17 protein-coding genes are annotated in these 19,147 nt (G+C 72.8%); 8 read left to right on the top strand and 9 right to left on the bottom strand.

Features of this window, described 5'->3' with window-relative positions; genetic code table 11:
• Window positions 1–100 precede the first annotated feature (100 nt).
• The 5 genes from hpf to mtrA all read right to left on the bottom strand — a co-directional run bounded on the left by hpf (window position 101) and on the right by mtrA (window position 6,397).
• Window positions 101–847 carry a ribosome hibernation-promoting factor, HPF/YfiA family gene (gene hpf, locus ACX80N_RS17310; RefSeq protein WP_105030147.1) on the bottom strand — a complete coding sequence of 249 codons (747 nt, stop codon included), beginning with the start codon at window positions 845–847 and terminating at the stop codon, window positions 101–103.
• Between the two features lie 105 nt (window positions 848–952).
• On the bottom strand, window positions 953–2,026 hold the full coding sequence (locus tag ACX80N_RS17315) for a ComF family protein (protein ID WP_459340393.1): 1,074 nt from the start codon (window positions 2,024–2,026) through the stop codon (window positions 953–955).
• A 61-nt stretch (window positions 2,027–2,087) separates the two neighbouring features.
• Window positions 2,088–3,842, bottom strand: a complete 1,755-nt coding sequence (locus tag ACX80N_RS17320) for an LpqB family beta-propeller domain-containing protein (protein WP_459340394.1) — start codon at window positions 3,840–3,842, stop codon at window positions 2,088–2,090.
• Window positions 3,829–5,748 (bottom strand): MtrAB system histidine kinase MtrB, encoded by a 1,920-nt coding sequence (gene mtrB / locus ACX80N_RS17325; RefSeq protein ID WP_459340395.1) that lies wholly within the window; start codon window positions 5,746–5,748, stop codon window positions 3,829–3,831. The genes ACX80N_RS17320 and mtrB overlap by 14 nt, the downstream gene beginning before the upstream one ends.
• Window positions 5,720–6,397: an MtrAB system response regulator MtrA gene (mtrA, locus tag ACX80N_RS17330; RefSeq protein ID WP_105030151.1), complete on the bottom strand. Its 678-nt coding sequence runs from the start codon at window positions 6,395–6,397 to the stop codon at window positions 5,720–5,722. The genes mtrB and mtrA overlap by 29 nt, the downstream gene beginning before the upstream one ends.
• Window positions 6,398–6,560: 163 nt before the next feature.
• Between mtrA and ACX80N_RS17335 the strand changes: the two genes are divergently transcribed.
• The 6 genes from ACX80N_RS17335 to ACX80N_RS17360 all read left to right on the top strand — a co-directional run bounded on the left by ACX80N_RS17335 (window position 6,561) and on the right by ACX80N_RS17360 (window position 13,425).
• Window positions 6,561–7,985: a hypothetical protein gene (locus ACX80N_RS17335; RefSeq protein WP_459340396.1), complete on the top strand. Its 1,425-nt coding sequence runs from the start codon at window positions 6,561–6,563 to the stop codon at window positions 7,983–7,985.
• Between the two features lie 58 nt (window positions 7,986–8,043).
• Complete coding sequence (locus ACX80N_RS17340; protein WP_459340397.1) at window positions 8,044–8,685, top strand: DUF4129 domain-containing protein; 642 nt, start codon at window positions 8,044–8,046, stop codon at window positions 8,683–8,685.
• An 83-nt stretch (window positions 8,686–8,768) separates the two neighbouring features.
• Entirely contained in the window at window positions 8,769–9,911 is a 1,143-nt protein-coding gene (locus ACX80N_RS17345) for a DUF4350 domain-containing protein (protein WP_459340398.1), read from the top strand.
• A complete protein-coding gene (locus tag ACX80N_RS17350; protein WP_105032708.1) occupies window positions 9,908–10,990 on the top strand; it encodes an AAA family ATPase in 1,083 nt (360 codons plus the stop codon). The genes ACX80N_RS17345 and ACX80N_RS17350 overlap by 4 nt, the downstream gene beginning before the upstream one ends.
• A gap of 67 nt (window positions 10,991–11,057) precedes the next feature.
• Window positions 11,058–12,350: a DUF58 domain-containing protein gene (locus ACX80N_RS17355; RefSeq protein WP_459340399.1), complete on the top strand. Its 1,293-nt coding sequence runs from the start codon at window positions 11,058–11,060 to the stop codon at window positions 12,348–12,350.
• A gap of 406 nt (window positions 12,351–12,756) precedes the next feature.
• Complete coding sequence (locus ACX80N_RS17360) at window positions 12,757–13,425, top strand: DUF4166 domain-containing protein (protein WP_459340400.1); 669 nt, start codon at window positions 12,757–12,759, stop codon at window positions 13,423–13,425.
• A 28-nt stretch (window positions 13,426–13,453) separates the two neighbouring features.
• Here the strand turns inward: ACX80N_RS17360 and ACX80N_RS17365 are convergent, their stop codons facing one another.
• The 4 genes from ACX80N_RS17365 to ACX80N_RS17380 are packed head-to-tail and all read right to left on the bottom strand — an operon-like array spanning window position 13,454 to window position 17,315.
• Window positions 13,454–14,485: a uroporphyrinogen decarboxylase/cobalamine-independent methonine synthase family protein gene (locus ACX80N_RS17365; RefSeq protein WP_459340401.1), complete on the bottom strand. Its 1,032-nt coding sequence runs from the start codon at window positions 14,483–14,485 to the stop codon at window positions 13,454–13,456.
• Complete coding sequence (locus ACX80N_RS17370; RefSeq protein ID WP_240615208.1) at window positions 14,478–14,915, bottom strand: chorismate mutase; 438 nt, start codon at window positions 14,913–14,915, stop codon at window positions 14,478–14,480. Before ACX80N_RS17370 ends, ACX80N_RS17365 begins: the two co-directional genes overlap by 8 nt.
• A 43-nt stretch (window positions 14,916–14,958) precedes the next feature.
• Window positions 14,959–16,095 carry a tRNA 2-thiouridine(34) synthase MnmA gene (mnmA, locus tag ACX80N_RS17375; RefSeq protein WP_459340402.1) on the bottom strand — a complete coding sequence of 379 codons (1,137 nt, stop codon included), beginning with the start codon at window positions 16,093–16,095 and terminating at the stop codon, window positions 14,959–14,961.
• Window positions 16,092–17,315, bottom strand: coding sequence for a cysteine desulfurase family protein (locus tag ACX80N_RS17380; protein ID WP_459340403.1), 1,224 nt, complete (start codon window positions 17,313–17,315; stop codon window positions 16,092–16,094). Before ACX80N_RS17380 ends, mnmA begins: the two co-directional genes overlap by 4 nt.
• Window positions 17,316–17,418: 103 nt before the next feature.
• On the opposite strand from ACX80N_RS17380, the gene folP reads away from it, so the two are divergent.
• Both folP and ACX80N_RS17390 read left to right on the top strand, forming a co-directional pair.
• Window positions 17,419–18,363 carry a dihydropteroate synthase gene (folP, locus tag ACX80N_RS17385; protein WP_459340404.1) on the top strand — a complete coding sequence of 315 codons (945 nt, stop codon included), beginning with the start codon at window positions 17,419–17,421 and terminating at the stop codon, window positions 18,361–18,363.
• Window positions 18,360–19,103, top strand: coding sequence for a dihydrofolate reductase family protein (locus ACX80N_RS17390; protein ID WP_459340405.1), 744 nt, complete (start codon window positions 18,360–18,362; stop codon window positions 19,101–19,103). The genes folP and ACX80N_RS17390 overlap by 4 nt, the downstream gene beginning before the upstream one ends.
• Window positions 19,104–19,147 lie beyond the last annotated feature (44 nt).

Genomic DNA, 19,147 nt, shown 5'->3' on the forward strand with positions numbered 1-19,147 from the left:
TTAGAAGGGCTCTCTGAAAGGGGACCGCCTCCGCGCGTGGGGGGGGAGACAGTCCTCGATCGGTTCGGGAGACGCGGTGGCGCTCCCGGGCAGTGGGCGTCTAGACGGACGCTGCTGCGTTGGCGCGGTAGGCCAGGAGTTCCTCGTGCGGCTCCTCGGTCCCCTCGGCGCACTTCGAGTCGAGGGTGATGACGCCGTAGGTCCACCCCTGGCGCCGGTAGACCGCCGAGGGCGCGCCCGTGGCGGCGTCGACGAAGAGGTAGAAGTCGTGGCCCACGAGCTCCATGTTGTCGACGGCGTCGTCCACGGTCATCGGGACCCCGGAGAAGACCTTCCGGCGGATCAGCACGGGCGAGTCACCCGCCGGGACGTCGTCCGGGGAGGAGTAGGCGTCGGTGTCCTCCGGCTGGACCGGGGCTTCGGCCGCCGTGGCATCGACGGTCGGTTCGATCACCGGTGTCTCGAGGTAGAGGGGCTGGGCGGGATCGGCCGGCTCGAGATCGGCCGTGGCAACCCGGACGGCCACGGGGGTGTGGCGGCCATGGTGGACCTTCCGCCGGTCACGGGCACGGCGCAGGCGCTCGAGGAGCTTCCCGTAGGCGAGGTCGAAGGCTGCGAACTTGTCGGCCGCGGTGGCCTCGGCCCGGACGACGGGGCCCCTGCAGAGGACGGTCAGCTCGACCGTGAGCGAGGTCTCGGCCGCGCGCGCGCTGGGCTCCTTGGTGATCTTCGCGTCGATGCGCTGCACCTTGTCGCCGAGCTGCTCTATCTTGTCGATCTTCTCCGTCGCATACTCACGGAAACGGTCGGATATCGCCAGGTTTCGGCCATTGATCACAAATTCCATGGTGCCCTCCACATCGCTAGATGACGCGGCGACGGCCGAGGCATGGAGCAGAGCCGCCACCGACGGGTACCGATACCTGCCCGGTACCCGTCCCTTCACCGTAGTTCACCCCTGCCCTTTATTCACCCAGCCGCGCTCCGGAACTTGCGGTGGCGTGGGGCCCGCTCGGTGGGGCACGCCTGCGGAACGACGGCCAGGACCCGACGGCGGGGCGCACGGTGCATCCGCCGCACGCCCGGAACCGCCTCCTGCGGGCGGGGACGTGGCCGCGACGACGACGGCGCCGAGTACCCGCGCCCCCTGTGCGGTGAGGACGCGGTGCACCTCGCCGATCGTCGCACCCGTGGTGAGGACGTCGTCGACGACGATGCACTCCCTGCCGGCCAGGGCGCCCCGCGTGCGTCCGACAGCGCCCATGGAGTCCATCACGTTGGTCCGCCGGCGCCGGCGGCCGAGGCCCTTCTGGCCTCCCCGGACGCCGGTCAGCACCGCCGGCAGGGCCGTCCGGAGCAGTGCGGGCAGCCCGCCCCGCGCGAGGGCTCCCCGCAACCGGGTGATCACCGGAAGGTGCCGCACCGCGGGCGCGAGCACGGTACCCACGGGCAACCGCCCGCCGCGGTCCAGGCGTGAGAGGAGCAGCATCAGGGGGTCGTAGCCCCGCCGACGCCGGGACGACGCCCGCGTAGGGACGGGCACCAGCAGGACAGGCGGCGACCGGACGGGCGGCGACAGGACAGGCACCGGAGACGGTTGTGCCGCCCTGAACTCGGACACGGCGGCGTGGAGCGCTCCGCCCAGGGCCGCGGCGACGGGTGCCAGTACGTCGACGTGACCGTGGTTCTTGAAGGCCAGCAGCACCGCGGCTTCCGTGCGCCCGTACCGCCCCGCGGCGAGGACGGGCAGCGGACCGAACGCCGCACCCGGACGCTCGGCGGGACCTGCGGGGAGATCGACGTCCGGCAGCGACTCCGCGCCGGCTTCAGCGCGGTACGGCCGCACCGTCGCGGTGCGGAACCTCCCGAGGCAGTCCGGGCAGAGGGAGGTGTCCCACCGGCCGCAGACCACGCACGAGGAGGGCAGCAGGAGTGCGGCGAAGGCGCAGAGGGCCCCGGCGAGGCGCCGATAGGCCCGGCCGAATACCACGCCGTCGAGAAGGGGTGCGAGAGCGGTGAGACGCATGCAGCCATCGCATCGTGCCGGATCGCCGACCCGCCGTCGGGTGGCGGGTATGTGGACATCCCTAGCCGGGGAAGGCGGGGTCCCGGACGTCGAGCTCCTCGTCCACCCAGCTGTTGCCGATGCGCCGGTAGAGCGTCGCGCCGGCCTGGGCGTAGAGCGTGTCCTCCGCGTCGGACCCCGCGCTGATGCCGAGGACGCCGGGAAGATCGGCCATGTTCTCCTGGTCGCCGTCCAGCTGCAGGATCACCGGGGCGGCCTCCTCGTCGGCGCCGAGGGAGGAGACGGCGATCATGCTCTGGCCTGCCCACACCGCGGTGTCGACGGAGGCGTCCACGGGAAGGGTGAGCGGGGTCGTGAGCGCCTGCGGCGTGCCCTCCGTGGTCCGCCTGATCCCGGCCAGCAGCAGCTCGCTGGTCCCGCTGCGGTCGGCCACGATCAGCGCGCGCGAGCCGTCCCGCGAGACGCGCAGCTCCTCCACCCGGCGGTCGCCGAGCCAGCCCGCCTCCAGGACTGCCGCCTCCGCCTCCGTCCCGCCCGGCGGGACGGCGAGGATCTCGCTGCGCCCTCCGGCGTCCCTGCTGGTCCACACCCAGTTCTCCGGGTCGAAGGAGGGCCGGCTCAGCGCGCTGCCCTTCACGATCTCCCGGGCCTCACTCCCGGGCGCGGTCATGTAGAGTGCGCCGGCGTCCGCGTTCAGGAAGGCGTAGGCACTACCCGAGAGCGAGGCCGCCGGTTTCCTCGGCCCCAGCGCGGCGACGCTCGGCACGCCCTCGATGGACACGGTGGCGCCGTTGCGGAGTCGGACCAGCTCACCTCCGGCGACGGCCACCTGGTCCCCTCCCACATCGGGCGTCAGCTCGGGCACCACGAGGTCTTGGGCCGGGGCACCGAGCTCGATGGGCTGGCCGCTCGTCATCTCCACGGAGGTGACGTCGTTCAGGCCGAGCAGGTTGACCTGCAGCTGCTGGTTCATCTGCTGCAGGCCGAGACTCGTGGCGTTCTCCAGGACCTCGGCCGAGAACTCGACGGAGGCGTTCCCCGACGTGATGGGTACGGAGTCGCGGGCCAGCGTGACCCCTTCCGGGAAGGCGCTGGTCACCGCGCCCTGGAGGTAGGGTGCCGGACCCGCCAGCATGGCACTGACGATCCTGGCGGTCACCCCGGTCCGCCGGACGAACCAGCGCGCATCGGGCACCCAGTAGCGGTAGTTGCTGCTGTAGTAGTAGAGGTTGTGCGAGATCAGGAGGTCCTGCGCACTGCTCTGCGCCAGCATGATGCCGTCGGGGATCTCGTCGATCCTCCACTCGCCCGCCTCCTGCACCATCCGCACGCCCAGCGTCTCGGAGGCGGGAACCGCGCTGTTGGTCCGCAGCCCCCGCGAATCGACGATGCCCGTGGTCTCCAGCTGGATCTGGTAGATCCCCTCCGTCTCCCGCTTCTCCACCCGCGGGTCGGACCGGAAGAGGACGATCCGCTCCTCGGGCTTCCACGTCTTCGCCAGCTCCGTGGTCAGGAACTGGCGAGCCACGCTGTAGCCGTCGCCGGCCCCGGTCCCGGCGATGATGAAGTCGAGCAGGATCCGCTCGGGAGTGGCTCCCGCGGACGGACCCTCCGGATCGAAGGCCGGCGCGACGGCGTCGGTCTCGGCCTCCGCTGCCGGGATCACGCCCACGGGACCCCTGGTCGGGATGGCGGAGCAGGCCGTGAGGGCCAGGAAGCAGGCCACCAGCACCGCGGCGACGAGGGCCGTGGGCAGCCTGCGTGCAGTGCGGCGTCGGACGGTCCCGCCGCGTGGCGTCGTGCTACTGCGTCGCATTGCTCTCCCTCGCTGAGCTCCCGGCGTCGCCGCTCGCCTCGTACCCTGCATCCCGTGCCTCCCGGCGGGCGTCCTCCCCGGGCGGCTCGGTCGACGGCTCCCGGGCTGCCTGGACTGCACGGTGCGAGCCCGTCGCCGGCGGCAGCGCCAGGGGCGACGACGTCAGCACGGTCCCCTGGCGCCGCGGAAGCGTCAGGCGGAAGCACGCCCCCGAGCCCGGCATCCCCCAGGCCTCGAGCCATGCCCCGTGCAGCCGGGCGTCCTCCATGGCGATGGAGAGCCCGAGCCCGCTGCCTCCCGTGGTCCGGGCTCGTGCCGGGTCGGCCCGCCAGAAGCGGTCGAAGACGCGCGAGGCCTCCAGCGGCGTCATCCCGATCCCGTGGTCGCGCACGGCGACCGCCACGGCGTCGGGGCTGCAGGCGATGTGGACCTCCACCGGCCTCCCCTCGCCGTGCTCGAGCGCGTTGACGATCAGGTTGCGGAGGATCCTGTCGATGCGGCGACCATCGGCGTCGACGATGCAGCTGGACTCGGAGGACACGATGCGCAGATCGGTGTCCAGCCGCTCGGCGAGCGGCCGCGCGCCGTCGATGGCGTGCTGGACGAGCTGGACGATGTCCGCCGACTCCGCTTCGAGGGTCGCCGCACCGGCGTCGAACCTCGAGATCTCGAGCAGGTCGGCGAGCAGCGCCTGGAAGCGCTCCACCTGATCGAAGAGGATCTCCGCCGACCGCTTGTTCACCGGGTTGAAGTCCTCGCGGGCATCGTGCAGGACCTCGGCCGCCATGCGCACCGTGGTCAGGGGCGTCCGGAGCTCGTGCGAGACGTCGGAGACGAAGCGCTGCTGCATCTGCGACAGCTGCGCGAGCTGCGTGATCTGGTCCTGCAGGCTCGCCGCCATGCGGTTGAACGAAGCACCGAGACGGGCCACCTCGTCCTCCCCGGTGACCTCCATGCGTTCCTGCAGCTGCCCGGAGGCGAGCTTCTCCGACACCGACGCCGCGTAACCGACCGGCAGCACGACGCTGCGGGTGACGTACCAGGTGATCGCGCCGATGACGAGCAGCAGCACCACGCCCACCAGCCACAGGACACCGTGGATGTCCTCGAGCGTGGACTGCATCGAGGAGAGGTCGTAGTACACGTACAGGGCGTAGGGAGTGCGCTCCGGAGGCAACTGCACCTGCGTCCCGAAGACCAGTCCCGGGGCGTCCGGCTCACCGTCCTGCGTCACCGGGATGGTGATCGGCGCCCAGTAGACGTCCTGCCCCCCGGTCACGGCCCGCTGCAGGTCATCCGGCAGCATGCCCGCCGTCGCCCCGTCCTGGCTCACCGTGGTGGGGACGAACAGGTCCTCGCCGCCGGCGATGGGCACCAGCATGGCCTGCCGTGGCGCGTTCGTCTTGCTGCCGACGATGGCGTTGACGGAGTCGAGCACCAGCCGGCTCGTAGTGTTCCGGTCCGTCGCCGAGGAGTCCCTGAAAACGGCCTTGGTGGACGTCAGGGCGGAGCTGGCCTCCGCGCTGAACTGGTCGAAACGCTCCTCGTAGAGCGCGCTCGCGATCTGGTTGGACAGGAATCCCCCGACGGCCACGAAGGACACGGAGGTGAGCAGCATCGTCGCGACGACGGTCCGGAACTGCAGCGATCGGCGCCAGCTGCTCGCGATGGCACGCAGCAGGACGCGCACCCGGGATGCACCGCCCCTCAGCCGAGCGGCCGCGGACCGCGGACCAGTGGCGTCGACGGCGCCCACCCGGTCGGGCGGGCCGGAGGGGAGGCCGGACCCGCGTCCGGGATCGGGATCGGTCATCGTGAGCTGCTCGTGGACGGGAGCGTCGTCGGCCTCGGGAGCGCGGCCGTCCGCCCCCTCCGTGTCAGCCCTGTCCGGCCTTGTAGCCGACACCACGCACCGTCAGGACGATCTCGGGGGCCTCGGGGTCACGCTCGATCTTCGAGCGCAGCCGCTGCACGTGGACGTTGACGAGCCGGGTATCGGCGGCATGGCGGTAGCCCCACACCTGTTCGAGGAGCAGCTCACGGGTGAACACCTGCCACGGCTTCCGGGCGAGGGCGACCAGCAGGTCGAACTCGAGCGGCGTGAGCGAGACACGCTGGCCCGCACGCGTCACCTCGTGGCCGGCCACGTCGATGCCGACGTCGCCGATCCGCAGGGTCTCGGGGGCCTTCGACTCGGCCGGACGCAGCCGGGCGCGCACGCGCGCCACCAGTTCGGCGGGCTTGAAGGGCTTGGGCACGTAGTCGTCGGCACCGGACTCCAGACCGCGGACGACGTCGGACGTGTCCGACTTCGCGGTCAGCATCACGATGGGGAGGTCCGACTCCGCGCGGATCTGGCGGCACACCTCGATGCCGTCGATGCCGGGGAGCATCAGGTCCAGCAGCACGAGATCCGGCTGGGTCGAGCGGAACACGCCGAGTGCGGCGGAGCCGTCGGCGCAGAAGACGGGGTCGAACCCGTCGTTGCGGAGGACGATGCCGATCATCTCGGACAGGGCCTCGTCGTCGTCGATGACCAGTATGCGAGCCTTCATACCCCAATACTGTCCCATCGACGGCACAATGTCCCATCAGCCCCACCGTGCGGCGCCCGGGCGGGCCGGCAGGGCGCACAGCCGGGAAGGGCAGAGCCCGGCCTATGATGCTGGAGGGGATGCTGATCGTACGCCTCCCGGGAGTATCGACCGAGGGGACGCCATGAGCGATCAGGTGAACGGGCAGCCGAACGACGGGCCGTCCGCCAGCCGGCCGGATGGCCAGGGTGAACGGCAGGGCGAGGGCGGGTCAGGCGCCCCCTGGCAGGCGCCCGGCGTCCCTGCCACCGGGACCGGCGCCCCGGGAGGGCGGCCGTGGCAGCCCCCGACACCGCAGGCCGCCCCCGGCAGCCCCTACGCGGCGCAGGCGCCGTCCGGCACCCCCGCGATACCGAACCCGTGGGCGCAGCCGACCCCTCCCGCGCAGAACGGCTACGGGCCCGGCTACCCGGGTACGTTCCCTCCACCGGGGGCGCCTCCGGGCCAGGGCTGGGGCTCCGCCCATCCGCAGCAGGGACCGGCGCGGCCGGGAGGCCCGTACGGCGGCCGACCCTTCCCTCCGGCACCCCTGTACCAGGCACCGCCCAAGCCGGGCGTCATCCCGCTGCGACCCCTGGGGCTGGGAGAGATCCTCGACGGCGCGTTCCAGGCCTGCCGGAAGAACCCGCTGGCCACGTTCGGCACCGCTGTCCTCCTGCAGGCCGTCGTCGCGCTGGTGACCGTCCTCCTGCTCGGGAACGCCTTCTCGTCGCTGGCGGCGCTCGAGGCCGATAGCGGATCGATGGACAACTTCATCGGGGCCCTCGCCGGGTTCAGCGTGTTCGCCGCGGTGACGAGCGTGGTGTCCGCGGCAGCCCTGCTCGTCCTGCAGGGCATCCTCGTGATTCCCACCGCCCGGGCCGTCATCAACCAGGGGACGTCGTTCGGCCAGGCGTGGCGGATCGCCCGGGGCCGCCTCCTCCCGCTGATCGGGTTCGGCCTCCTCACCTTCGCGGCAGGGCTCCTGGGTCTCGCCCTGGTGGTCGCGCTGTCGGCGCTGGCCGTCCTGGGGCTGGACAGCTACTCGCCCCTGGTGGTCGTGCCGCTCGTGATCGGCGCGGTGGTGGCACTGGTCTGGGCGAGCATGAAGATCGTCGTGGCACCCGCGACCCTCATGCTCGAGGGAACCGGGCCGTGGTCGTCCGTCAAACGGTCCTGGTCGCTGACCCGCGGGAACTGGTGGCGCACGTTCGGCATCGTCCTGCTGACGAGCGTCATCGTGTCGATCATCGGCTCCGTCGTCTCCTTCCCGCTCACGTTCGCCGTGTCCACGGTGGTCGGTTTCAGCGCCTCCGCGTCCGGGACGGCCGACGTCCTGGACTCGCTTCCCGTGATCCTCGCCTCGCAGGCCATCGCTGCACTGTTCTCGGCCATCGGTTACGCCTTCCAGGCCGGGGTGACCTCCCTCCTGTACGTGGACCTCCGCATTCGCCGCGAGGGCTTCGACGTCGTCCTGATGCGTGAGCACGAGCGGGCCGCAGCGGGTCCGAACGACTTCCTCCCCGGCCGGACCGCGTCCTTCGGGTACCAGCCGGGCGGACCCGCGTGATACCCGGTCCGCTTGTGGTGCGCCCGTGCGACGACCGCCCGTGACGCCCGGACCGCGCATGCTGCCCGCACCGGACGCGGAGGAGGCCCGCCGCCTGCTCCAGGACGAACTCGCGAAGTCCGCCTACGTGGAGGCGCAGCCCAACATCGTCGAGCGCATCCTGGGCGACCTCCTGCGCAGCATCGTCGACCTCCTGGACGGGATGAGGGGGCTGGGTGCGGGCCCGGGGACGCTCGTCCTCGCGGTGGGCGCCGCGCTCGTCGTCGTCGTGGCCGTGCTGCTCGTCAGGCCGCGCCTCAACGCGCGTGGCCGCCGCCCGGAGGCGGGGGTCTTCGACGACGGCGTGCGGCGCTCGGCCGCCTTCCACCGGAGCCGTGCCTCGGCGCTCGCCACCGACGGGGACTGGAACGGCGCCGTGGCGGAGGTGCTGCGTGCTGTGATCCAGTCCGCGGAGGAGCGCGTGGTCATCGAGGAGCAGCCCGGCAGGACGGCGACGGAGGCCGCCCTTCAGCTCGGAGGCGCGTTCCCCTCCCTGTCCTCCGACATCACCTGGCTCGCCGACCGCTTCAACGAGACCCATTACGGCAGCGGTGCCGCCACGGGCGAGGACTACCGGCGCGCGTCGAGCCTCGATGGGCGCCTGACGGCCGAGCGGCCCTCCGCGGCCGGGACCGCCACGACGCCCGCAGCCCCCCGATGACGTCCCGCGGAAGGACTCCCGGCACGGAGGCTCCGGGGCCGCAGCCGGCGTCGCGGGTCGAGGTCATGGGCGATGGCGGGAGCGTGCTGGCGACCGCCCGCTCGCGCATCCGGCGATCCGTCCCCCTGATACTGGCCGCCGTCGTCATCGCGGTGATCATCCTGGTCAACCTCCTGCCGGGGCAGGAGACCGACGACCGCCCGTTGTCCCCCGGGAACCCGGCACCGCAGGGCGCGCGGGCCGTGGCGGAAGTGCTCGCCGCCGAGGGTGTCGAGGTGGTGCGTGCCGACTCGTTCGACGACGCCGTCGAGGAGCTGGGCGACGGGCCGGCCACGCTGTTCCTGAACGACGCGCGCCAGTACCTCAGCGCCACGCAGGTGGCGGACCTGGTCGACGCCGCCGACCGGGCGGTCCTGGCGGCGCCGGGCCCCCGGCAGCTGACCGCCCTCGAGGAGGACTTCGAAGTACTGGGCCCGCTGCCCCTCGACCTCGGCGATCCCCCGCCGCTCGCCGCGGAATGCCCCGACACCGACGCGACAGCCGCCGGCACGCTCTCCGCGACCGGGACGGCGTATTCCGGCGCCGTGGAATGCTTCCCCACGACGGTCGGTGACGCGACGGGCGGCCTGTTCGTCACGAGCGAGGACGGCGCGGTGGCCGTGCTCGGCGCGCCATCGATCCTCTCCAACGGCTCCGTCACCGACGACGGCAACGCGGCCCTCGCCCTGCGGGCGCTCGGATCCGCCCCGACGCTCGTCTGGTACGAGCCGACCGGTGCTGACATCGTCTCGAGCGGCGAGGGGATCGATCCGAGGACCCTCCTGCCGCCCTGGGTGGATCCCCTGCTGGTCTGGCTGCTCGCATGCACGATCCTCGCGATGGTGTGGCGGGGCAGGCGGCTGGGTCCGCTGGCGGCCGAGCCGCTGCCCGTGGTCGTCCGCGCGGCCGAGACGGCGGAAGGGCGGGCGAGGCTCTACCAGGACTCCCGCTCGGTGGCGCACGCCGCCGCGAACCTGCGCGCCGCTACGCTCTCCCGCATGGCCCGGCGGCTCAGGGTGGACCGCTCGGCCTCCCCCGTGGACGTCCTCGAGGCCATGTCCCGCCACAGCGGTCGCACCCGGACGGAGCTCCAGCAGCGGCTGCTCGACCACACCCCTACCACCCCTCGCGAGCTCGTGCTGTGGGCACAGGAGCTCCTGGACCTCGAGAAGGAGATTCCCTCATGAACGATTCCGTCGACCGGCAGGACCGACCCCTGCAGGTGCCCCCGGCCGCATCGCCCGCCGGCGCCTCGCCGGCCACCCGTGTCGAGGATCGGACGGCGCAGGCCGGGCAGCCGGGGGCGGACCACGACGGCGAGGCCGCGCGGGCCGCGCTCCTGCGGGTCCGCGCCGAGGTGGGCAAGTCCATCGTGGGCCAGGACGCGGCCGTGACCGGCCTGCTCATCGGACTCCTGGCCGACGGGCACGTCCTGCTCGAGGGCGTCCCGGGCGTCGCGAAGACCCTGCTCGTACGCACCCTCGCCGCGGCCCTGGACCTCGACACCAAGCGCGTGCAGTTCACGCCCGACCTCATGCCCGGCGACATCACGGGCTCGCTGATCTACGATTCCAGGACCTCCGAGTTCACCTTCCGCGAGGGGCCGGTCTTCACCAACATCCTGCTCGCCGACGAGATCAACCGCACGCCGCCGAAGACGCAGGCCTCGCTGCTCGAGGCGATGGAGGAACGGCAGGTCTCCGTCGACGGCGTCTCGCGCAGCCTGCCGCGCCCGTTCGTCGTGGCGGCCACGCAGAACCCGGTGGAGTACGAGGGCACCTACCCCCTACCCGAGGCGCAGCTGGACCGCTTCCTGCTCAAGCTCACGCTGCCGCTCCCGGGGCGCGACGACGAAATCGAGGTGATCCGCCGCCACAGCGTCGGTTTCGACCCGCGCAACCTCGGTGCCGCCGGCGTCCGCGCGGTCGCCGGGGCCGAGGACATCGACCGGGCGCGGGCCGCGGTGGCACGCGTCGCCGTCGCACCAGAGGTGCTCGCCTACATCGTGGACCTCGTGCGGGCCACGCGGTCCTCGCCGTCGTTCCAGCTCGGCGTGTCGCCCCGCGGCGCCACCGCCCTGCTGAACACCTCCCGCGCCTGGGCGTGGCTCTCGGGCCGGTCCTTCGTGACGCCCGACGACGTCAAGGCCCTCACCCTCCCGGCCCTCCGGCACCGCGTGGCGTTGCGGCCCGAAGCGCAGATGGACGGCGTGCAGGTCGACGACGTACTGGTCGGCATCCTCACCACCGTCCCCGTCCCCCGCTAGCGGGCCGGGTGCTCCCTGCCGGGACCACCTCGCCCCGTCTGCCCGTCCGTCTCCACGAGGAGCCTCCTTGGTGATCACCGGCCGCCTGGTCCTGCTGGCGCTGCTCGGCGTCGTGCCCGTCGTCCTGTACCCGGGCGCCGCCTCGATCCTGCTGTGGGCCGCGCTGCTCGCCGCCGTGACGGCACTCGACCTGTCCCTCGCCGCCTCCCCGCGGCGGGTGGGGATGGTCCGTACGCTGCCCGACAGCGTGCGGCTGGGCGAGGAGTGCCGCAGCGCCCTGGTGCTGCGCAACGACACCCCGCGCCCGCTGCGGGCCACGGTGCGCGAGGCGTGGCAGCCCTCCGCGGGCGCCGCCGATCCGGAGCAGGCCCTGCGGGTACCGCCCGGCGAGTCGCGCCGGCTGACGGTCCTCCTGCGTCCCACGCGCCGCGGCGTCCTGCGCGTGGGGACGGTCACCATCCGCAGCGCCGGGCCGCTCGGCGTCGCAGCCCGGCAGGTCACCGTCCCGGCTCCGGGGGTGCTCCGTGTGCTGCCGCCGTTCAACTCCAAGCGCCACCTGCCGTCCAAACTACGCCGCCTCCGCGAACTCGACGGCCGGTCGGCGGTCCAGATCCGGGGCGCCGGCACCGAGTTCGACTCCCTGCGCGACTACGTCCGGGGCGACGACGTCCGCTCCATCGACTGGCGTGCGACAGCGCGCCGCCGCGACACCGTGGTACGCACCTGGCGCCCGGAACGCGACCGGCGTGTGGTCGTCGTGCTCGACACCTCACGCACGTCCGCGGCGCGCGTCCTCGACGAGCCGCGCCTGGACACCGGCATCGAGGCGGCGCTGCTGCTCTCGGTCCTCGCCGAACGCGGCGGCGACAAGGTGCACTTCCTCGCGTTCGACCGCAGGCTGCGGGCGCGCGTCGATTCCACCGCGAAGGGCAATCTCCTCGGCTCGCTCGTGGCGGCGATCGCCCCGCTGGAGCCGGAACTCATCGAAGCCGACTGGTCGCGCGTCCCCGCGCAGGTGCGGGCCGCCTCGCCCCACCGCGCCCTCGTGGTCCTGCTGACCTCACTCGACTCCGGCGCCGTCGAGGAGGGCCTGCTGCCGGCCCTGCCTGGCCTCACCGGGCGCCACGCCGTGGTGGTGGCCTCGGTCCGTGATCCGCGGCTCGAGGAGATGACGGCCGACCGCTCGACGGCGGCGGCGACGTTCCGTGCCGCGGCCGCCGAGCGCGCCCTGCTGGACCGCGCGGCGATCGCCGACCAGATCCGCCTGCTCGGTGCGGAGGTCGTGGACGCGGTCCCCGCGGAGCTGCCTCCGCTGCTGGCCGACGCCTACATCAGGCTCAAGGCGGCCGGGCGGCTGTGACGGGATTCGACTACTCCTCCACCGCCAGCCGGCGCCGTCGCTGCTGACCAGTCGGCGATGGTCCACAACGACCTCCGCCCGGACAACATCATCCTCGAGCGGTCGTCGGGCCGTGCACTGGTGTGTGACTGGAACTTCCTCACCAGGGGCCCGGCGTGGGCCGACTGGGTGGCGCTGCTGCCCTACCTGCACCATGACGGGCTGGACGCCGATGCCTGGATCGGTGCGTCCCCGCTGTCCGCCGGTGTCCCGGCCGAGGCCATCGACAGCTGGCTGGCGGTGCTGGCCGCCTGGTGGTCAGCGGCCTCGCTGCCGACGTGCCGACCAGCCCCCGGCTGCGGGCCCACAACCGGTTCACCGCCGGCATCGTGGTTGACTGGTTGTCCGAGCGACGGGAGTGGACGGTATGACCTCGATCTATCAGCAGGCCATGGGCAGCGACTTCGGCCGCCTGCAGCCGGAGCTGCGCGAGTACTTCGGACTGCACGCCGGGAGCGGCCTCGCGGGCCACGGGCGCGGGGTCTTCGACGTCGCCGGCTGTCCGGCATGGTTCGCCCGGCCGGCGTTCCGCCTCACGGCGCTCGAGAACGCGTTCTTCCCCGAGTACCGCGACGACGTCCCGTTCACGATCAGCAACTATCCGCACATGGACCCGTTCGGCCGTCCCGCCCTGACCGCGCGCCGGGAGCTCGACTTCGGCAGCGCGCTGCGCGTCTTCGAGGACACCACGTCCCTGCAGGACGGCGTCCTGACCGACTACGTGGGACGGCACCGGCGCATGGCCACCCTCCTGACCTGCACCCCGACGGACGACGGCCACCTCCGCATGGTGTCCTCCCGGACCCGGGTGTTCGCCGGGCTCCGCCTGCCCCTGCCGGACGTCGTCGGCGCCCTGGCGTACGTGGAACAGTGGTGGGACGACGACGCCGGCGCGTTCCGGATCTCGACGAATGTGATCCACCGTCAGCTCGGCACCCTGCTGGTGTATGCGGGCACCTTCGACTACCACGTCGAGGAGTTCGACGGCATCCTGCCCGCCCATGCGCTCCCGCGGCGCTGGGAGGCGCGCGTCTGATCGGGGCGAGCCGGCCGGAGAGTCCCGCTCAGCCCTCGGACCGGACCTGGTCCAGTGCGTCGGCGACCTGCGCCAGGCGCGTGAGTGCCCGCACGGCATCGCCCGGCGAGCGGGATTCCAGCCCGGCCCGCGTCGTCACCGTCACCGATCCGAGCTCCGTCACGGGCAGGCCCACGCGCCGCCATGCGGCGAGCACCGATTCGGCGAGGACCCTCACCTGGGGAAGGACTGCCCGGGGCTCGAGGACCGCGAGGAAGAGCTGCCGTCCCGCCTCGACGTCCTCGGCGAGCGCCTCCCACTGGCGGTCGCCGAGACCGGCAAGATCCAGGGACAGCGCCGACGCGGCGACCGCCCGGGCGGCGTCGAGGGCCACGTCCCCGCGGCCGGGTGCCAGCACCGTGCCGGTGGCCCCCGCGGCTATCGCCGACGACGTCACGAGATCCCACGCCTCCGTGGCCTCACGCCGGTCGACGGCGCGGAGGGTGCGGTAGCCGCTCGCGGTCGGCACGCGCCCGGTGAGGACGTCCTCGGCGTCCGGCTCGTCGAGCTGGAGCAGGATCTGCGCTCCCCGGGCCACGGCCACCACGCGGCGGACGAGGTTCGCGGTCCCCGCCGCCAGCGACTCGTAGATCTCCCGGCGGGCACCGTGGTCGATCAGGACGCGCTCGCCGCCATGGAGGTGGGCGCCCGCCGCGAGGGACAGCGGCCCACGCAGGTGCAGCTTGAGGTGCGACGCGGGACGCTCCTCCGCACCGGCGACGTCCCCGAGTGCGCTGATGTCGGAGGACAGGGCCGATTCCGCGCGGCGCTGGTCCCGGCCGGGCCGAGGCACCAGGCGCCAACCGTGCGGCTGCAGGTCGAAGGGCAGCTCGACGAGGACACCGAGCGTGCGTCCGACGGCGTCGCTGCCGGGGCCACGGGCGGGCAGTGAGGGCAGGAAGGGTATGTTCGCTCCCCCGAACTCGCCGCGCACCGCGCGGTTGGCCTCGAGGGGGTCGGTGCCCGGCCAGTCGCCGGCGGCCGTCGCAGCGACGGATCCGTCGCGTGCCTCGTCAGGCATGGGGCTCGCGGGTCTCCGCGCCGGCGGGCGCCGATGCCGGGACGTCAGGGCCGGGAGTGCCGGTGCCCGCGTCGCCTGCGGGCCGGCGGTTCTCGGAGATCGCCTGGTGGTGGCGGATCACCTCGGAGATGATGAAGTTCAGGAACTTCTCCGCGAAGGCAGGATCCAGCTGCGCCTCCTCCGCCAGCATGCGCAGCCGGGCGATCTGTGCCGCCTCACGCTGCGGGTCTCCGGCGGGGAGGTCGTGCTCGGCCTTCAGGTGTCCCACCCGCTGCGTCGCCTTGAAGCGTTCGGCGAGCAGGTAGACGAGGGTGGCGTCGATGTTGTCGATCGAGCTCCTGACCGAGAGCAGTTCGGCCATCACCTCGGGGGCCACGCCTCCTGCGAGGGAACTGGCGGCAGGGTCGAAGCCGCTGCGGGGATGCGTCATGACTCCAGTCAAGCAGAACCCGGGTGCGCCCCGTGAACTGCGACTAGCCTGCCGCAGCCAGTTCGGGGCGCAGCGCCGAGCGCGCCGCATCGATGGTCGCCTGCCCGAGCACGCGCGTGCCCTGGTACAGCACCACGGTCTGGCCGGGAGCCACACCGCGCATGGGTTCGACCAGCCGCACCAGGAGCTGCTGGACCCCGTCGACGGACTCGACCGAGGCGCGTGCCGCCACGGGATCGCCGTGGGCCCTCACCTGGGCCATGCAGGCGAACTCCTCGCCGCGTGCCACCTCGGCGATGGGCAGGCCCGCCCAGGACACCTTGATGCCGCGCATCTCGTCGATCGCGAGCAGGTGCTCGGGTCCCACCACCACCTCGTTCTGCTTGGGGCGGATCTCCAGGACGAAGCGCGGCTTGCCGTCCGCGGCGGGGGTGCCGAGCTTCAGGCCGCGCCGCTGGCCGACCGTGAAGGCGTTGGCGCCGGGGTGGCTGCCGATCCGCTCGCCGTCGACGTCGAGGATGGCGCCCTCGGTCATGTCGATGCGCTCCTCGAGCCAGCCGCGGGTGTCGCCGTCGGGGATGAAGCAGATGTCGTGGCTGTCGGGCTTGTTCGCGACCGAGAGGCCACGCCGCTCGGCCTCGGCGCGGACCTCGGCCTTCGACGGCGTCTCGGCGAGCGGGAACATGGAGTGCCGGAGCTGCTCGTGGGTCAGCACGCCGAGCACGTAGGACTGGTCCTTCGCCCAGTCGGCCGCACGGTGCAGCTCTGGGTTGCCGTCGGCGTCCTCGACGACCTTCGCGTAGTGGCCCGTGCAGACGGCGTCGAAACCGAGAGCGAGCGCCTTCTCGAGCAGCGCGGCGAACTTGATGCGCTCGTTGCAGCGCATGCAGGGGTTGGGGGTACGCCCCGCCGCGTACTCGGCGACGAAGTCGTCCACGACGTCCTCCTTGAACCGCTCGGAGAAGTCCCACACGTAGTAGGGGATCCCGAGGATGTCGCACGCACGCCAGGCGTCGCGGGAGTCCTCGATGGTGCAGCAGCCGCGGCTGCCGGTCCGCAGCGTCCCGGGCATACGGGACAGGGCCAGATGGACGCCGACGACGTCGTGCCCCGCCTCGACGGCCCGCGCCGCCGCCACCGCGGAGTCGACGCCGCCGCTCATCGCTGCCAGTACCCTCATGAGAAACCCGTTCCTGCCGTCTTGATGGTCGATGCGTGCCCCGCCATGCCCGCCGCGCGCGCCCGGGAGTAGGCCTCCCCGATGACGCGCACCACGGCGTCAACGTCGTCGGCCGTGGATGTATGCCCCAGGCTGAACCGCTGGGCGCCGCGGGCCTCGTCCTCCGTCAGGCCCATGGCGAGCAGGACGTGCGAGGGCCGCGGCACGCCGGCGGTGCAGGCGGAGCCGGTGGAGGACTCGATCCCCGCGAGGTCGAGGAGGAACAGGAGGGAGTCACCCTCGCAGCCCGGGAAGGTGAAGTGGACGTTGCCGGGCAGCCGTGCGCCCTCCGGGGCGGGGTGTGCGACCCCGCGCAGCACCGCGTCCGGCACCTCGCGGAGGATTCCCTCGATGAGGCGATCCCGGAGACCGGCGAGCCGGGGTCCCTCGGCGCCGAGGCGGGCGACGGCGTCGTCGGCCGCCGCGGCGAAGGCCGCGATCCCCGCGCCGTCGAGGGTGCCCGAGCGGATGTCGCGCTCCTGCCCGCCGCCGTGCTGCACGGGGGTGAGTGTGACGGCGCGGCCCACGAGGAGGGCGCCGACGCCCACGGGACCGCCGATCTTGTGGGCGCTGATCGCCATGGTCGCGAGCCCGGAATCCCGGAAGGACACCGGGAGGGAGCCGAAGGCCTGCACGGCGTCGCTGTGGACGGGCACGCCGTAGCGGGCGGCCTCCTCCACCACGGCGCGTACCGGCTGCACCGTCCCCACCTCGTTGTTGGCCCACATGACGGTCACGAGCGCGATGCGCTCCGGTGCGTCGGCGATCGCGGCCCGCAGCGCGTCGAGGGACACGACGCCGGACGCGTCCACGGGCAGCCAGAGGACCTCGGCGCCCTCGTGCCGCTCGAGCCACTCCACGGTGTCCTGCACCGCGTGGTGCTCCACGGAGCTGCAGAGGATCCGCGTGCGGGCCGGATCCTCGGCCCGGCGCGCCCAGTACAGGCCCTTGACGGCCAGGTTGTCCGCCTCGGTGCCGCCCGAGGTGAAGACGACCTCCGAGGCGTGCGCCCCTCCGGCCGCGGCGATCGTCTCCCGGGCCTCCTCGACGGACCTCCTGGCACGACGGCCCGAGCCGTGGAGGGAGGACGGATTCCCGCTCCGGCTGAGTTCGCGGGTGAGTGCGGCGAGCGCAGGCGCCGAGATCGGCGTGGTCGCCGCGTGATCGACATACACGGGCATCCCTCGATTCTACGGGCGCCACGCCGCAGGGCCGAACTTGCACTGCGCATCCCGAAACTCCCCACCAGGCAGCACGTCCGGCTTCCAGTGGTACAAAGACAGGGTGGACAGTCAGGCAGCGGCTCCTTCCTCCTCCGGCACCTTCCTGCCGGCTCTCCGGCACGCGGTGCACACGTTCGGCACGCGCACCCTGGACTTCGACCGGCAGGTGGCCCTCATGGCGGTCGTCAACCGGACGCCGGACTCCTTCTACGACGGCGGGGCCACCTTCGCCCTCCAGGCCGCCGTCGACGCCTCGCTGAAGGCCGTCGAGGACGGCGCCGACTGGGTGGACATCGGTGGCGCCCCCTTCTCCCCCGGCGAGCCCATCCTGGCGTCGCAGGAAGCGGACCGCATCGTGCCCGTCATCCACGCCGTACGCGCGGCGTCCGACGTCATCATCTCCGCCGACACGTTCCTCCCGGAGGTGGCCCGCCAGGCACTGGCCGCCGGGGCCAACGTGGTCAACGACACCACGGGGCTGCGGGACCCGGACATGGCAGCCGTCGTGGCCGACGCCGGGGCGCACCTCGTCATCACGCACAGCCTCGCCGCGCCCCGGACCGTGTACCCGCGGCCCACCTACGACGACGTCGCCGCCGAGGTCGCCGACTTCCTGCTGCGCAGGGTCGACGACGCCGTGCGGCTGGGCATCCCGGAGGACCGCATCCTCCTCGACCCCGGACACGACCTCAACAAGAACACGCTGCACTCCCTGGAGATCACGCGCCGGTTCTCCGAGATCGCCGGCCTCGGCTTCCCCACCCTCGCCGCGGTGTCCAACAAGGACTTCATCGGGGAGACCCTGGACCGCCCCAAGCGCGAACGCGTGGAGGGTTCGCTCGCGGCCGCCGTCATCTGCATCCTCGGCGGTGCCCGCGTGGTGCGCATGCACAACGTCCAGGCCTCCCGGGCCGCCATCGACATCACGGAGGCGGTGCTGGGATGGCGCGAGCCCGCCTACCTCCGGCACAACATGGGCGACGTCAACGAGCCGGTGGCACCGTGATCAGCTCGCTCGTCCCTGCGTCCCCCGAGGCGCTCGACGACGCCGCGCTGCACCGCATCTACGCCTACCCCGCCGTGGACCGGCCCTACGTCCGCTTCAACTTCGTCGCCGCCGCCGATGGCGCCGCGACGAGCGGCGGCCTCTCCGCCGGGCTGGGGAACGACGGCGACAAGCGCATCTTCACGGTCCTGCGACGCCTCGCCGACGTGGTGCTGGTGGGGGCGGGCACCGTCCGCGCCGAGGGGTATGCGGGCAGCCTCGTGGACGACGACGCCCGGTCCTGGCGCGCGGAGCACGGTCTCGCACCCCACCCGGCCGTCGCCGTCATCTCGGGCAGCCTCGACCTCGACCCGTCCGGCGGGTTCTTCAGCAGCGCCCCGGTCCGGCCGCTCGTCCTCACCAGCGTGGGCGCGCCGGCCGCGAGGCGCGCGGCGCTCGCCCGGGTGGCCGACGTCGTCGACTGCGGCACGGACACCGCGGAACCGTCCGCCGTCCTGGCGGAGCTCGGCCGCCGGAGGCTGCTGAGAGTCCTGTGCGAGGGCGGTCCGGCCGTGCTCGGCGGCTTCACCCGCGCCGACGCCGTGGACGAACTGTGCCTGTCGATCAGTCCCTTGCTCGCCGGCGGTGACGGACCCCGGATCGCGGTGGGTGACAGCCCGGAGGGCGCCGTCGCACTGACGCTCGCGTCCCTGCTCCTGGAGGACTCGGCGCTCTACACGCTGTACCGTCGCGCATCCTGAGCGGTCCTTCGGAGCCGCCCCCCGAGTGGACTCCTGCCCTACCG

It is taken from the genome of Arthrobacter sp. MDT2-16 (genome assembly GCF_054510925.1).

Bases quoted from the DNA above. Each gene is read 5' to 3' on its own strand.
- hpf (WP_105030147.1), bottom strand. From the start codon at position 847: ATGGAATTTGTGATCAATGGCCGAAACCTGGCGATATCCGACCGTTTC.
- ACX80N_RS17315 (WP_459340393.1), bottom strand. From the start codon at position 2,026: ATGCGTCTCACCGCTCTCGCACCCCTTCTCGACGGCGTGGTATTCGGC.
- ACX80N_RS17320 (WP_459340394.1), bottom strand. From the start codon at position 3,842: ATGCGACGCAGTAGCACGACGCCACGCGGCGGGACCGTCCGACGCCGC.
- mtrA (WP_105030151.1), bottom strand. From the start codon at position 6,397: ATGAAGGCTCGCATACTGGTCATCGACGACGACGAGGCCCTGTCCGAG.
- ACX80N_RS17335 (WP_459340396.1), top strand. From the start codon at position 6,561: ATGAGCGATCAGGTGAACGGGCAGCCGAACGACGGGCCGTCCGCCAGC.
- ACX80N_RS17340 (WP_459340397.1), top strand. From the start codon at position 8,044: ATGCTGCCCGCACCGGACGCGGAGGAGGCCCGCCGCCTGCTCCAGGAC.
- ACX80N_RS17350 (WP_105032708.1), top strand. From the start codon at position 9,908: ATGAACGATTCCGTCGACCGGCAGGACCGACCCCTGCAGGTGCCCCCG.
- ACX80N_RS17360 (WP_459340400.1), top strand. From the start codon at position 12,757: ATGACCTCGATCTATCAGCAGGCCATGGGCAGCGACTTCGGCCGCCTG.
- ACX80N_RS17365 (WP_459340401.1), bottom strand. From the start codon at position 14,485: ATGCCTGACGAGGCACGCGACGGATCCGTCGCTGCGACGGCCGCCGGC.
- ACX80N_RS17370 (WP_240615208.1), bottom strand. From the start codon at position 14,915: ATGACGCATCCCCGCAGCGGCTTCGACCCTGCCGCCAGTTCCCTCGCA.
- mnmA (WP_459340402.1), bottom strand. From the start codon at position 16,095: ATGAGGGTACTGGCAGCGATGAGCGGCGGCGTCGACTCCGCGGTGGCG.
- ACX80N_RS17380 (WP_459340403.1), bottom strand. From the start codon at position 17,315: ATGCCCGTGTATGTCGATCACGCGGCGACCACGCCGATCTCGGCGCCT.